Genomic DNA, 14,507 nt, shown 5'->3' with positions numbered 1-14,507 from the left:
ATGGGTGAGCCGACGCAGCGTCGCCGGGTCACCGTCCGGGGCGTCGTCCAAGGCGTTGGATTCCGGCCCTACTTGTACACGCGCGCCCTCTCGATGGGCCTGGCGGGACACGTAACCAACACCCCCGAGGGCGTCGTCGCGGAAGTCGAGGGCTCAGCGGCTGCCGTGGCCCTGTTCTGCGAAGGGATCGCCGCGGACGCACCGCCCATGGCCGTCCTCGATTCCGTCGAGCACAGGGAAGTCCCCGCCGCGGGCGGTGCCGGATTCACCATCGTCGCCTCCCGGACCGGTGGACCTTCCCGCACTCTGGTCCCCCCGGACGTGGCCACCTGCGCCGACTGCCTTGCCGAGCTGGCCGACCCCGCGGACCGGCGCCACCGGCACCCCTTCATCACCTGCACCAACTGCGGGCCGCGGTTCACCATCGTCACGGATCTGCCGTACGACCGTACGCACACCACCATGGCCCGCTTCCCCATGTGCCACGACTGTGCCCGCGAGTACGCAGACCCCGCAGACCGCCGCTTCCATGCCCAGCCGGTCGCCTGCCACCGATGCGGCCCCCGCCTCGATCTGCTGGCGGCTCACCCGGATCCGGACAAGGCCCCGCGACGCGTGACCGCGACGGACCCGGTCGCCGAGGCCCGCGCACTCCTGGCCGGCGGCGCGATCCTCGCCGTCAAGGGGCTCGGCGGATACCACCTCGCGTGCGATGCGACCAACGCCCGGGCTGTGGCCGCGCTCCGCCGCCGCAAGGCCCGTGGCGACAAGCCGTTCGCCCTGATGGTCCGCGACATCGGTGACATCGAGCACCTCGTCCATGTCGGCGCACAGGAGCGGGCCCTGCTCACCGATGTGGTCCGGCCGATCGTCCTTTTGAGGCGCCGCAGCCACGCCGTCCCCGGGCCGGGCGCCACTGCACCGTCGGACAACGTGGCCCCGGGCAGCCCCGACCTCGGCGTCATGCTTGCCTATACCCCCCTGCACCACCTGCTCCTCGGCCTGCCCGGCGACCCGGCCGGGCCGCGCCTTCTCGTCATGACCAGCGGCAATGTGGCCGGGGAGCCGATCGTCACCGACGACACGGAAGCGCTGGACCGGCTCGCCCGCCTGGCCGATGCCTGGCTGACCCACGACCGGCCGATCCATGTACCGTCCGACGACTCCGTCGTACGCGTCTGTGACGGGGAACTGCTGACGGTACGCCGCTCACGCGGTTACGCCCCCCGGCCCGTCGAACTGCCTCTCCCGGTAACGGCGATCCTCGCCGCGGGCGGCGACCTCAAGAACACCCTGTGCCTGGCGGAGGGGCGCAGAGCATGGTTGTCCGCCCACATCGGTGACATGGACGACCTCGCCACCCAGCATGCTTTCGAGCACGCCGGACAGCAGCTGGAGACCATCACCGGGGTGCGACCCGAGGTCCTGGCCGTCGACGGACATCCCGGATACCGCTCGGGACAGTTGACACGCCGTCTGGCCGGTGAAAGGCATGTCGTGCGCGTGCAGCACCATCACGCACACATCGCCTCCGCCATGACCGAACACGGCCTGGACGGCAGCCGGCGGGTGATCGGCGTCGCGTTCGACGGCACCGGCTACGGCGACGACGGAGCTGTATGGGGCGGAGAGTTCCTCCTCGCGGACTACGACGGGTACCACCGGTTCGGGCATCTCGCGTACGTCCCTCTGCCGGGCGGCGACGCCGCCGTACGGCGTCCCTACCGCATGGCCCTGGCACATCTGCACGCGGCAGGAATCGGCTGGGCGCAGGACCTGCTGAGCAGGGCGGCCTGCCCGCCCGATGAACTGAGCGTGCTTTCCCGGCAGTTGGAGCAGAATCTCAACTGCGTACCCACCTCCAGCATGGGCCGGCTGTTCGACGCCGTCGCCTCTCTCACCGGCATCTGTCACCGGGCCGGATACGAGGCCCAGGCCGCCGTCGAACTCGAAACCGCCGCGCTCCAGGCGGCCGACGACGACTGCGCGGGATACGGCTTCGCGCTGCGCTCTGCCGCACCGGACAGCGGGAGCGCACTGATCGCCGACCCCGCGCCCGTACTGTCGGCGGTGGTCGAGGATGTGCGCGCGGGTACTGCGCCGGGAGTCATCGCGGCACGCTTCCATGAGTCGGTAGCCGCCCTCGTCCGCAGAACCTGCGTCCTGGCGCGTGAGCAGTACGGCCTGGACACCGTGGTCCTGACCGGCGGAGTGTTCGCCAACACCCGGCTCTCCTCGTCCTGTGCCCGGACGCTTCGCGGCCACGGCTTCACCGTCCTGCGACACCACCAGGTCCCCCCGAACGACGGAGGGCTGGCACTGGGGCAGGTGATGATCGCTGCCCGAACCCGCGCTGTCCGAACACTCAACGGCCGCAGCGGCGCGGCGCGGGGGAGTGCAGCCACCCACTGACGGCGTGTCCCGGCAGGGCCGGGCATGCGGATCAATCACAGCAAGGAGAAGCCATGTGCCTGGCGGTGCCCGGCAGAGTACTGGAAATCGAGGAACGGGACGGCACACGCATGGCCACCGTCGATTTCGGCGGAGTGGTCAAAGAAGCGTGTCTGGAGTATCTGCCGGATCTTCAGGTCGGCGAGTACGCGATCGTCCACGTCGGGTTCGCCCTGCAGAAGCTGGACGAGGAGTCGGCCCGGCAGACGCTGGAGTTGTTTGCCCAACTCGGCTTGCTCCAAGAAGAGTTCGGCGACCCGTGGGAAATGGCGGCAGAGGCGGGCGGACTGCCGCTTCCCGGCGTCGGTGAAGCACCGCAGGAGGCGCGGCAGTGAAGTACATCGACGAATTCCAAGACCTTCAACTGGCCCGGCGGCTGCTCGACGAGATCCGCTCCACCGTGACCAGGCCGTGGGCGCTGATGGAGGTCTGCGGTGGGCAGACCCACACCATCATCCGGCACGGCATCGATCAACTGCTGCCGGACCAGGTGGAACTGATCCATGGACCGGGCTGCCCGGTGTGCGTCACCCCTCTGGAAGTCATCGACAAGGCACTGGAGATCGCTTCCCGCCCGGAGGTGATCTTCTGTTCCTTCGGCGACATGCTCCGCGTCCCCGGCACCGGCCGGGACCTGTTCCGGGTCCGAAGCGAGGGCGGCGACGTACGGGTCGTCTACTCCCCGCTCGACGCGCTGAAGATCGCCCAGCAGAACCCGGAACGAGAGGTTGTTTTCTTCGGAATCGGCTTCGAAACCACCGCGCCTCCCAACGCGATGACGGTCTATCAGGCGCGTCGGCTCGGTATCCGCAACTTCAGTCTGCTGGTGTCCCACGTCCGGGTGCCGCCGGCGATCGAGGCGATCATGCAGTCGCCGAACTGCAGGGTGCAGGCATTCCTCGCCGCAGGACATGTGTGCAGCGTGATGGGCATGGGCGAGTATCCCGAGCTGGCCGAACGGTTCGGCGTCCCGATCGTGGTGACAGGATTCGAACCGCTGGACATCCTGGAAGGCGTGCGCCGGACCGTGGCCCAGCTGGAACGCGGTGAACACACGGTGGACAACGCCTACCCGCGCGCAGTGCGTCCCGAGGGAAACCCTGCCGCTCTGGCGATGCTGGAGGACGTCTTCGAGGTGACCGACCGGGCCTGGCGCGGCATCGGCGTCATCCCCGGCAGTGGCTGGCGGCTCTCCCCGCGCTATCGGGACTACGACGCCGAATACCGCTTCTCGGTGACCGGTATCGATACCCGTGAACCCGCTCAATGCCGCAGTGGAGAGGTCCTGCAGGGCCTGCTGAAGCCCCACGAATGCGAGGCATTCGGCACCACCTGCACTCCTCGCACCCCACTGGGAGCCACCATGGTCTCCAGCGAGGGCGCCTGCGCCGCGTACTACCTCTACCGGCGGCTGGACATGAAGAAGACCGCGCCTTTGGAGGCGAGCTCCGTTGGCTGAGACCGTCGAGACCCCCACGAGCGGTGACGTATCCGCTTCGGTAACGCATCCCTCCGGTGCCCCGCCGCTCGATCCCACGGCATGGACGTGCCCGGCCCCGCTGCGGGATCACCCGCGCATCGTGATGGGCCACGGCGGTGGCGGCGCGCTCTCCGCCGAACTGGTCCAGCACATCTTCGCCCCCGCTTTCGGAGGTGAGGCGCTCGCGCAACTGGGTGATTCGGCATCCGTGTCGCTGGGCGGCACCCGCCTGGCCTTCTCCACCGACTCCTTCGTGGTACGGCCGCTGTTCTTCCCCGGTGGCACCATCGGCGACCTCGCGGTCAACGGCACTGTCAACGACTTGGCCATGAGCGGTGCGCGTGCCGCTTATCTGTCCTGCGGATTCATCCTGGAAGAGGGCGTCGAGCTCTCCGTCGTCGCGCGCGTGGCCAACGCCTTCGGCGCCGCCGCGCGCAACGCGGGCGTCGAGGTGGCGACGGGGGACACCAAGGTGGTCGAAGCCGGTCACGGAGACGGCATCTTCATCAACACCGCCGGCATCGGCCTCATCCCGGCCGGCGTCGATCTGAGTCCGCAGCGTGTCGTCCCGGGTGACGTCGTGATCGTCAGCGGGGCGATCGGTGTCCACGGCGTGGCGATCATGAGCGTGCGCGAAGGCCTGGAGTTCGGGGTCGAGATCGAGAGCGACTGCGCGGCCCTGGGCGGACTGGTGGAGGCCATGCTCGCGGTCACCCCGGACCTGCACGTACTGCGCGACCCCACCCGTGGGGGGCTCGCCGCATCCCTCAACGAGATCGCGGCGGCGTCGGGCACCGGCGTCGTGATCCAGGAGCGGCACGTCCCTGTCCCTCCGCCGGTGGCCAACGCCTGCGCCATCCTGGGGCTCGACCCGATGTACGTCGCCAACGAGGGGAAGCTGGTGGCGTTCGTACCGCGTGAACACGCCGATGCGGTCTTGGACGCGATGCGCGCTCACTCCCTGGGCAGGGACGCGGCAGTGATCGGTGAGGTGGTGGATGCCCACCCCGGCATGGTGGTGGCCCGCACCGGGCTCGGGGGATCGCGTGTGGTCGATCTCCCGGTCGGGGAGCAACTGCCGCGGATCTGCTGACGGCCCGCCGCCTGCACCGAATCCGGCATGCGCGGCCCGCGGGCATGCCGGATTCGTTTGCATGGAACGAGAGTTCACCGACGCCGCAGGTCCTTCCGAGCAACCGAAGGACCTCGCGGACACTGCCGACGGACTTCTTCCCGCCCGGCTGCCACCGACGGAGGCCTGGCCACCGCGCGCGGCCTGCCGGCACAACGACGGAACCGCTCCGCCCAGGTCCCAACGAGGGAAGGGCGGTTCCCGTCGTGCGGCTCCCGCTGCACCGAACCGGCCATTTCGAATTGCCGGCCGCACCCTGGGCGCGGCGGACCACTGAACCGTACGCCGCCGGCGCTGGATCCTCGGCACCCCTGCGCAGGGATGCGCAGGGGTGCGAGGAGGCGTCAAGCGCTGTTCCGGCCATGAGCGACAAGCGCGCCGGGCAGTGGCGTGGTGAAACCGGAGGGCGGATGCCTATCGTCTGAGTGCGCGCAGCGGGGCAGACCGGTCGAACCACGGAAAAGTTCAACGACGCATCGCCCAGGGGGAAGCAGTGCCGTGTGTGAAACCCGTCCTGGCACGCTCCCTCCGCAGCACTCCCTTACTCCACCTGGACATCGCCCACCGGGGCCGGGTGCGGTGTCCGGGACTGAAACCCCAGGAGCATTGCCCCACCGGACCCGAGATCACCGAGCAGGCAGGACCGGAACTCGGCGCGGTGTACATGCCGGTCTCCACCGGTGGCACTCTCGCAGGCATCAGCGCGCATCTGCGCCGGAACCGACCCGACGCCACCGCGGTCGCCGTGGACGTACGCGGCTCGCCGGCAGCGCCGGACGCCAGGTGCTACCGGGCATCGGAGCCAGCCGGCCGTCGGCCACCGTCGTCGTGGAACAACTGCGCCGCGAAGGCCTCTCCTTCGACCGAAAGCACCAGGAGCACTGACAATGGGCACGAGTACCACCCTTGACCGGGGGCGGACGGGCCAGGACTACCGGCAGTTCCTGCCGCTGGTCCAGGGTGCCACGCTGATCGAGTGGACCGGTACGGGACTGTTCCTCGCCGTCTCGACCATCTACTTCGTCAAGGTTGTTCATCTCAGCACCTCGTCCGTCGGCACCGGCCTGACGTTCGGCGGAGCCGTCGCCATTGCCGCCGCCGTGCCCATCGCCCGGCTGGCCGGACGCTTCGGGCCGAAACCGGTGCTGATCGGTGTGATGCTGCTGCGCGCGCTGGCCACCGTCGGTTATTTGTGGGTGGACGGCTGGTGGAGTTTCCTCCTCGTGGTCGCCGTCATCGCCGTCACCGAGCAGACCTCGCCCCCACTGGTGCAGTCCTACGTCGGTGCGCGAGCCCCCGAGAGCCTGCGCGCGAAGGTGATGGCCGTGCAGCGCACCGTCGTCAACCTCGGCATCAGTCTGGGCGGGCTGATCGCCGGAGTCGCCCTGGGCTCCGGAGCGCCCGGAGCCTTCCGGCCGCTGCTGACCGGCGGCGCACTCGCCTATGTGGTGGTGGCCGTGGTGTACGCCACCGCGCGGGGAGAGGAAACCGCGACCGCTGTCGAGAGCGTCCGTGTCGCGGATCTGCTCAAGGACCGACGGCTACTGGGCTTCACCGCGTACAACGCACTGGTGTCGCTCTGGATGCCGGTGCTCAATGTGGCCTTCCCACTGTGGCTCGTCACCGGGACCGACGTACCGGAGCGCTATGTCGGAATCCTGTACGCCGTCAACACCGTGCTGTGCATCGCCCTTCAGTACCCGCTCAGCCGCTGCTACAGCACCACGCGCCGGGCGTGGTACTCGTACGCGGCCGCGGCACTGCTGCTCAGCTGCGGCACCCTGGCCTTCGCTGCCGCGCCCGGCTTCGGAGCGCGGGAAGCACTGCTGGTGCTGGGTGCTGCCGTCGTCCTTCTGACGTTCGCCGAACTGCTCCAGGTCGGCGCCTCGTGGACCCTCTCCTTCGACCTGGCACCTGAGCGGGCGCGCAGCGCCTACCTGGTGCTGTTCAACACCAGCCGCACCGTCGCCAACCGCGTCGCGGGGCCGGTGCTGATGACCGGCGTCGTCCTCGCCCTCGGCACGGCCGGCTGGATCGCGCTCGCCTGCGTACTGCTGCTTGGCGCGCTCGTCCCCTTCGCGATGCTGCGAGGGCCGCGCGACACCGGCGCCTGAACCACCCCCGGACTCACGTCGGTGGCGTGGATGCCGCCGTCGGGACCGCCGGTGAGATTCCACAACACCCAGCAGTCCGTGTTCCCGAATACCGCATGGCCCTGTTCCGCGGCCTCGCGGACTCCCTCGACGTGATCAAGTATCCACTTGATCCACCGCGCCGATGAAGTCCGCCATGGCGTACTGCCTCTCCTGAGCCCGCGCTCGATGAAAAACCGGGCGTCACTCCTCCTGCGGCACGGGGATGCTGCCCTCCGGCTCCGCTTCCGCGGTGGGCAGGAAACGGCCGACGAGGGTCTTGTAGAGGAACGCACCGGCCAGGCCACCCACGAGTGGGCCCACAATGGGCACCCAGTAGTAGAAGTTCCCGTACTGGTCCCGCCACGCTCCGCCGTACCCGGTGAGGAAACTCGCGAGCCGGGGCCCGAAGTCACGCGCCGGATTGATTGCGTACCCGGCGTTGGTGCCGAACGCCATACCGATGGCCACGACGATGAGGCCCACGATGAACGGGCCGAGATTGGCGCCCGGTGGCGTATTGAGAAGATCTGTGACCGCGAAGATCAGCAGCACAAGAATGGCGGTTCCGATGACCTGGTCCCGCAGCGCTCCCCATTCGCTGACCGGAAGTGCGGGGTTCCCGTTGGCGGGCAGCGTCGAGAAAACGATTTGTGTCTTGAGCGTGTGCCCCGGGTCCGCCCTCGCCAAGGCTTCGGTGTAATTCCATCGCACGATCAGTGCCCCGACGAAGGCTCCCACGAGTTGCGCGAGTGCGTAGGGCGCCACTTTCCGCCAGGGGAAATCCTTGAAAGCGGCAAGCGAAAGAGTCACAGCGGGATTGAGGTGCGCTCCGCTCAGCCTGCCCGCCACATAGACACCCAAAGTGACTCCGAGGCCCCATGCCCAGGCGATGCTGTCGTGATTGCCAAGGCCCCCCGCCGGCTCGGTGAGTGCTCCGCCGGCTACCACCTGGGCCACCACACCACAGCCGAAGAGGATGAGAACCATCGTGCCGAGGAACTCCGCCGAGAGTTCCTCGACGATTCCCGACATCTTGAGCCGCTCCATAGGGATCTCGCTTCCTGTCGAGTCACGACCGTTGGCGGCATAGATCGCAGGTACGAGCGTAGACGCAGAGAATTGGATCCGCATTTGGTGACGGAATCCCTGCCGGCGGTGCCGGGCTCACATGGTGAAGGGGCGGGATATCGGGCGTACGTTCGGGCCGATTCGGTCCACGTCGACGTTGTCGAAGAGCTCAAGCACTCTGCTGAGCACCCTTACGCAGGCCGTAAGGTCGGCGTCGGGCACGACTGACCGAGTGCGTCGACCGGAGGGCTCCGCCGACCAGAGTGCCTCGGACGGCCGCCTGCGGCTTCAGCGGGCGGCGGTGGCAGTCACCGCGCCGCCGGCTCCCGCGGCTTCCACCGCGGGGGTGTCGTGCAGGCCGAGGCGCAGGTGCTCGACGTGGAAGAGGGCCTGGTCGAGGAGTTCGGCGACGTGGTTGTCGTACAGGGCGTAGATCACCGAGCGGCCCCGGCGCTCACCGGTGACCAGGCCGAGGTTGCGCAGCAGTCGCAGCTGATGGGAGCAGGCGGACTGCTCCATGCCGACCGCGTCGGCGAGTTCCGTCGCCGGGCACGGCCCTTCCTGGAGACGCGCGAGGATGCGAAGCCGGGACGGGGTGGCGAGGGCCTGGAGGGTGGCCGCCACATCGGCGGCCCCCACGGCGTCGAGGCGCTCGCGCGCGGTGGCAGCAGTATTCGCGTCAGCTCCGTGGCCCATGACCTCATCCTACGGAGATGAACACATGAATGCGTGTTCATGTGATCCTGTATGGTGCGGGGGGTCGTACCACTCCGCCTCCTCTCGTGAAGGATCACCGCGCATGTCTTTCACCCTCACCCGCCCGACTCCGGCCGCCGGCCCGGTCCGGGATGCGGTCGCGGCCGGGCGGCGTACCCGGATCCTGGCTCTTCCGGAGGCCCGCTGGGCCGCAGCCGCCCTCGTGCTGTTCCTGTCGGCTCTGCCCCTGCACCTGCTCGGCGCCCAGTGGTGGGCGTGGGGCCCGCTGTACGCGCTCACATACATCACGGGCGGCTGGGAGCCGGGGTGGGAGGGCCTGAAGGCCCTCAAGGACAAGACGCTGGACGTGGATCTGCTGATGGTGGTCGCCGCTCTCGGGGCGGCGGCGATCGGGCAGGTGCTGGACGGTGCCCTGTTGATCGTCATCTTCGCCACCTCGGGCGCTCTGGAGGCGTTCGCCACCGCACGGACCGCCGACTCGGTGCGCGGTCTGCTCGATCTCGCGCCCGCCACGGCCACCCGCTGCGGCGACGACGGCGCCGAAGAGAGGGTGCCCACCGAGCAGTTGAGGGTCGGGGATGTGATCCTGGTACGTCCCGGCGAGCGCGTCGGCGCCGACGGCCGGGTCCTCGACGGGGCCAGTGAGGTGGACCAGGCAACCATCACCGGTGAACCGCTGCCGGTGGCCAAGGAGCCGGGCGACGAGGTCTTCGCCGGGACGCTGAACGGCACCGGGGCGCTGCGGGTCAAGGTGGAGCGCGACCCGTCCGATTCGGTCATCGCCCGGATCGTCGCCATGGTCGAGGAGGCCTCCGGGACGAAGGCCCCCACCCAGTTGTTCATCGAGAAGGTCGAACAGCGGTACTCGATCGGCATGGTGGCGGCCACCGTCGCCCTGTTCGCCCTTCCCCTGGCATTCGGCGCGGCGTTGCAGCCGACGCTGCTGCGCGCGATGACCTTCATGATCGTGGCGTCGCCGTGCGCCGTGGTCCTCGCCACGATGCCGCCGCTGCTGTCCGCGATCGCCAACGCCGGTCGGCATGGTGTGCTGATCAAGTCCGCCGTCGTGATGGAGCGCCTCGCACAGATCGACGCCGTGGCCCTCGACAAGACCGGCACCCTGACCGAAGGCACCCCGCGGGTCACCGACATCCGCCCGCTGACGGCCTCCGGCCTCGCTGCGGACACCTTGCTCACCTTCGCGGCCGCGGCCGAGCACCCCAGCGAGCACCCCCTCGCACGCGCCATCACCGACGCGGCCCGCACACGCGGTCTCGCCCTGCCCCCCGTCGAGGACTTCGCCTCCGCCCCCGGCACCGGCGTCACCGCCACCGTGGCCGGCCGCTCCGTCGCCGTCGGCAGCCCCGTCCGTCTGCTGAACGGCCGCACGGACCAGGCGGCCGCCGCGCTCGCCGCACAACTGGAGGACGAGGGCCGTACCGCCGTGCTGGTTCTCCTCGACGGCACGCCGGTAGGCGCCCTGGGCATCGCCGACCGGCTGCGTACCGACGCCCATGCCACCATCACCCGCCTCACCGCACTCACCGGCAGCATTCCGGTCCTGGTCACCGGTGACAACCCGCGTGCCGCCGCACGACTGGGCGCCGATGTGGGGGTCGTTGACGTGCGGGCCGAGCTGCTGCCACAGGACAAGGTGCGAGCGGTCAGGGAGATGGAGAGCGCCGGGCGGAAGGTCCTCGTGGTCGGCGACGGCGTCAACGACGCCCCCGCGCTGGCCGCCGCCCACACCGGCATCGCCATGGGCGGCGCCGGCTCCGACCTCGCCCTGGAAACCGCCGACGCGGTCGTCGTCCGCGATGAACTCGCTACGATCCCCACAGCCGTGGCGCTCTCGCGCCGGTGCCGTCGCCTCGTGGTGCAGAACCTGGTGATCGCCGCCGTCTTCATCACCGGCCTCGTCATCTGGGACCTGGCCGGCACGCTGCCGCTGCCCCTCGGCGTCGCCGGGCACGAGGGCTCCACCGTCATCGTCGGCCTCAACGGCCTGCGCCTGCTGCGCGACGCCGCCTGGACACGAGCCCGGAGTGTTGATTGAGCCACTGAAACCCCATGACCCGTGGAGACGGGGTGCGACAGGACGCAGAAACCCTGTGGGGGTATCGTCGGGCTCGTACCGCAGGACTCGTACGACCGAGAGTTCGAGGCAGCCGTGGATCGCAGGCGGACGTGCACACCGGGAGTGTCCCGGCTGCTCGTGCTGTGTGCCGTCCTGTGCGGGCTGTTCCTCATGCATGGAGCCCCGGCGAGCGCCGCCGAGGGGTGCCACGGCGGGATGGCCGTGACCTCGGATTCGCCCATGCCCATGACGACGGGTCCCGGCCACATGGCCACGGCGGACGAGCACGGCACCGCCCATGCGGCCGCCGCCGTGCCCGGGATGAACGGCGAGTCGTGCGTATTCACCCACGCCCGTGACCGGCTGCTGCCGTTGCTCATGGCGCTGGGCCTCGTGGTCCTGGCCGTATGGGTGCTCGGGAGTCGTCCTACGGCGGTGGGCGGACCGGTACGGCGGGGTCCGCCGTTCGCCGGCAGAGATCTACTGATCCAGGTGTGTATCGCGCGGACGTGACAGGTGTCCGCCGGTGCCCGGCCATCGGGCCGGACCGGCCGGATGATCCTGCCCCTTTCGCGCGCCATCGATGTGGCGCATTCACCTGGAAAGAAACGTGTGATGTCCGCTTCCCTGTCTTCCCCTGCCCGCCGCCGCATGCTCGCGGGCGCCGCAACCGTCGCCGCACTCGCTCTGACGCTGGTGGCCTGCGGCTCCTCCGAAGAATCCAAGACCGATGGCTCGTCCATGCCCGGCATGGACCACGGCTCCGCCGGCGCCTCCGCGGCGGCCACCCCCGGCGGTGCGTTCAACGACGCGGACGTGAAGTTCGCGCAGCAGATGATCCCGCACCACCAGCAGGCTGTCGTGATGGCGGAGCTGGCCGACGGCCGCGCTGCCGACCCCGAGATCAAGGAGCTGGCCGCCGCGATCGAGAAGGCCCAGGACCCCGAGATCGACACCATGAAGGGCTGGCTGACATCCTGGGGCAAGCCGCTGCCCTCGGCCTCGTCCTCGATGGGTGACATGCCCGGCATGGACCACGGCTCGGACAGTTCGGGTATGCCCGGGATGATGTCCGGCAAGGACATGAGCGACCTCAAGGCCGCCAAGGGCAAGGACTTCGACAAGAAGTTCGCCCAGCTCATGATCGGCCACCACGAGGGCGCGGTCACCATGGCCGAGGACGAGCAGAAGAACGGCAGCAACGCCGACGCGAAGAAGCTCGCCGGCGCCGTCGTCACGGCCCAGACCGCCGAGATCGAGCAGATGAACGAGATCATCGCCAGGCTCTGACCCGGGGCAGGAGGTGCGGGCCCTCGTCATCTGAAGGCCCGCACCCCCTCTCGAACGTCCGAGGGGCCGGACGAGCCCGGCTTCTCGGAGTTACGCGACTGCTCAGCCCGCTTCCGGCGTGGCGAGCAGGTCGCCCACCTCCTGCGCGGTGGTGTCCCGGAGCTCCTCCGCGAGGAGCAGCCAGCGGGTGATGCCGACCGATTCGAGGAACGGCAGGTCGTGGCTGGCGATCAGCAGCGCACCCTCGTAGGACTCAAGTGCGCTGGTCAGCTGTCGCACGCTGGCGATGTCGAGGTTATTGGTCGGCTCGTCCAGCATCAGCAACTGCGGGGCCGGTGCGGCGAGCATCGTCGCCGCGAGCGCGGCACGGAAGCGTTCCCCGCCCGAGAGGGTGCCCGCCGGCTGTTCCGCGCGTTTGCCCTGGAACAGGAAGCGTGCGAGCTGGGACCGGATGTGGTTGTCCGTGACCCCGGGAGCCATGTGGGCCACGTTCGCCGCGACGCTCAGCTCATCGTCCAGCACATCCAGGCGCTGGGGGAGGAACCGCAGCGGTACGAACGTCCTGGCCTCGCCGGACAGTGGAGCCAGCTCGCCGGTGAGGGTGCGCAGAAGTGTCGTCTTGCCGGCGCCGTTGCGCCCGACGAGCGCGATCCGTTCGGGCCCGTGCACATGGAGGTTGCCCTCGCGCAGCCTGCCGAACCGGGGACGCAGTTCGTGCAGGCTCAGCACAGTGCGGCCGGTGGGCACGGCGGTGTGGGGAAGGCTCACGCGGATCTCGGCGTCGTGACGGATTGCGTCCGCGGCCTCCTCGCGGCGCTCGCGCGCCTCACTGAGCCGCTCCTCATGGAGGCCGCGCAGCTTGCCCCCGGACTCCTGCGCGGACCGCTTCCGGCGGCCCGCGAGGATCTTCGGGAGGCCTCCGTCGGCCTCCGTCTTCCTGCCTTGGCGTTGTCGCCGGGCCAGCTTCACATGAGTCTCCTCCAGTTCACGTTTCTGTCGGCGTACGTCGGCCTCGGCGGCCCGCAACATCCGCCCGGCGGCTTCCTGTTCGGTGGCCAGCGCTTCTTCGTAGGCGGACCAGCCGCCTCCGTACCAGCTCACGGATCCGGAGCGCAGATCGGCGATGCGGTCCACGCGCTCCAGCAGTTCGCGGTCGTGGCTCACCACGACCAGGACGCCGGAGCGCCAGGAGTCGACGGCCTCGTAGAGCCTGCGGCGAGAGAACACATCGAGGTTGTTGGTCGGTTCGTCCAGGAGGAGGACGTCGGGATGCTCCAGCAGCAGTGCGGCCAGGCGCAGCAGGACGGTCTCCCCGCCGGACATCTGGCCCACGGTGCGGCCCAGTTCGACGTCGCCGAGTCCGAGTGACCCCAGTGTCGCGAGGGCTCGTTCCTCGACGTCCCAGTCGTCGCCGATCGTTTCGAAGTGCTTCTCGTCCACATTCCCGGCTTCGATGGCGCGCAGCGCATTGCGCCGCTCGGCGATGCCCAGGGCCTCGTCCACACGCAGTGTCGTGTCGAGGGTGATGTTCTGAGGGAGGTGGGCGAGGCTGCCGCCGACGCTCACCGAGCCCTGGGAGGGGCGCAGTTGGCCGGCCAGCAGACGCAGCAGTGTGGACTTGCCGGCTCCGTTCGTGCCGACGAGACCGGTGCGGCCCCGGCCGATGTTGAGGGAGAGCCCGTCGAGGACGGTCGTGCCGTCCGGCCACTGGAAGGACAGAGCGGAGCAGGTGAGAGAGGCGCTGGGGGCGGTGGGTGTCGCCATGGTGATCCTCGCAGTCGCAAGCGCGGTGAATGGGGACTTCGTATGCGAGCACCACGCAGCGACCGAACCGAGAGGGAGGTGCGGCGGTCCGAAAGATCGAGGGACGGCTCATGCACCGAGGTCGCATCCACGCGGGGTCACGGGCAGGACAGAACACTGCTACTGCGTGACGGGCGTACGGCTGAAGCCGTACGGCGCGATGATCGCGAACCTCAGATGCGCAACGTCCACCTCTATCGGAGACAACAGAGCCACTGAAAACGATAGCGACCCGGAGGGTGAAAGGCAAAGCCTCGGTGTCGTGCGGGGGAGTGCGGCGAGCGGCCCGCGGGCCGGGACGCCGGAGGTCATGGAGCCCTGTCGGGTGCATGGCGATCCGAGAGCCACTCGGAT

At 69.4% G+C, this 14,507-nt stretch carries 12 protein-coding genes; 9 read left to right on the top strand and 3 right to left on the bottom strand.

Annotation, left to right across the window (positions count from 1 at the left end; genetic code table 11):
• The 6 genes from hypF to ABTZ94_RS05120 all read left to right on the top strand — a co-directional run bounded on the left by hypF (position 1) and on the right by ABTZ94_RS05120 (position 7,177).
• Positions 1 to 2,412, top strand: coding sequence for a carbamoyltransferase HypF (hypF, locus tag ABTZ94_RS05145; RefSeq protein ID WP_351197735.1), 2,412 nt, complete (start codon positions 1 to 3; stop codon positions 2,410 to 2,412).
• 53 nt (positions 2,413 to 2,465) lie between these two features.
• Positions 2,466 to 2,786, top strand: coding sequence for a HypC/HybG/HupF family hydrogenase formation chaperone (locus ABTZ94_RS05140; RefSeq protein WP_351197629.1), 321 nt, complete (start codon positions 2,466 to 2,468; stop codon positions 2,784 to 2,786).
• Positions 2,783 to 3,910 (top strand): hydrogenase formation protein HypD, encoded by a 1,128-nt coding sequence (gene hypD / locus ABTZ94_RS05135; RefSeq protein ID WP_351197628.1) that lies wholly within the window; start codon positions 2,783 to 2,785, stop codon positions 3,908 to 3,910. The genes ABTZ94_RS05140 and hypD overlap by 4 nt, the downstream gene beginning before the upstream one ends.
• 100 nt (positions 3,911 to 4,010) lie before the next feature.
• Positions 4,011 to 5,024, top strand: coding sequence for a hydrogenase expression/formation protein HypE (gene hypE / locus ABTZ94_RS05130; protein WP_351197733.1), 1,014 nt, complete (start codon positions 4,011 to 4,013; stop codon positions 5,022 to 5,024).
• Positions 5,025 to 5,556: 532 nt separating this feature from the next.
• Positions 5,557 to 5,973, top strand: coding sequence for a pyridoxal-phosphate dependent enzyme (locus ABTZ94_RS05125; RefSeq protein ID WP_351197626.1), 417 nt, complete (start codon positions 5,557 to 5,559; stop codon positions 5,971 to 5,973).
• Positions 5,951 to 7,177, top strand: a complete 1,227-nt coding sequence (locus tag ABTZ94_RS05120; protein ID WP_351197624.1) for an MFS transporter — start codon at positions 5,951 to 5,953, stop codon at positions 7,175 to 7,177. Before ABTZ94_RS05125 ends, ABTZ94_RS05120 begins: the two co-directional genes overlap by 23 nt.
• Positions 7,178 to 7,399: 222 nt before the next feature.
• Here ABTZ94_RS05120 and ABTZ94_RS05115 read toward each other — a convergent pair whose 3' ends face one another.
• Positions 7,400 to 8,245, bottom strand: a complete 846-nt coding sequence (locus ABTZ94_RS05115; protein ID WP_351197622.1) for an MIP/aquaporin family protein — start codon at positions 8,243 to 8,245, stop codon at positions 7,400 to 7,402.
• 309 nt (positions 8,246 to 8,554) lie between these two features.
• Entirely contained in the window at positions 8,555 to 8,962 is a 408-nt protein-coding gene (locus ABTZ94_RS05110) for an ArsR/SmtB family transcription factor (RefSeq protein ID WP_351197621.1), read from the bottom strand.
• Between the two features lie 103 nt (positions 8,963 to 9,065).
• Between ABTZ94_RS05110 and ABTZ94_RS05105 the strand changes: the two genes are divergently transcribed.
• The 3 genes from ABTZ94_RS05105 to ABTZ94_RS05095 all read left to right on the top strand — a co-directional run bounded on the left by ABTZ94_RS05105 (position 9,066) and on the right by ABTZ94_RS05095 (position 12,350).
• Entirely contained in the window at positions 9,066 to 11,039 is a 1,974-nt protein-coding gene (locus ABTZ94_RS05105; RefSeq protein ID WP_351197619.1) for a heavy metal translocating P-type ATPase, read from the top strand.
• A gap of 261 nt (positions 11,040 to 11,300) precedes the next feature.
• On the top strand, positions 11,301 to 11,573 hold the full coding sequence (locus ABTZ94_RS05100) for a hypothetical protein (RefSeq protein ID WP_351197617.1): 273 nt from the start codon (positions 11,301 to 11,303) through the stop codon (positions 11,571 to 11,573).
• Positions 11,574 to 11,675: 102 nt separating this feature from the next.
• The gene (locus ABTZ94_RS05095) at positions 11,676 to 12,350 is read left to right on the top strand and encodes a DUF305 domain-containing protein (protein WP_351197615.1); all 675 of its coding nucleotides are present in this window, start codon (positions 11,676 to 11,678) and stop codon (positions 12,348 to 12,350) included.
• A 102-nt stretch (positions 12,351 to 12,452) separates the two neighbouring features.
• Here ABTZ94_RS05095 and ABTZ94_RS05090 read toward each other — a convergent pair whose 3' ends face one another.
• Entirely contained in the window at positions 12,453 to 14,114 is a 1,662-nt protein-coding gene (locus ABTZ94_RS05090) for an ABC-F family ATP-binding cassette domain-containing protein (RefSeq protein ID WP_351197613.1), read from the bottom strand.
• Positions 14,115 to 14,507: the final 393 nt, after the last annotated feature.

The sequence above is a fragment of the Streptomyces sp. NPDC002785 genome (genome assembly GCF_040295565.1).
Classification (GTDB): Bacteria; Actinomycetota; Actinomycetes; order Streptomycetales; family Streptomycetaceae; genus Streptomyces.
Note: the sequence above shows the minus strand (reverse complement) of the source record. Positions and strands in the feature narration are given on the sequence as shown.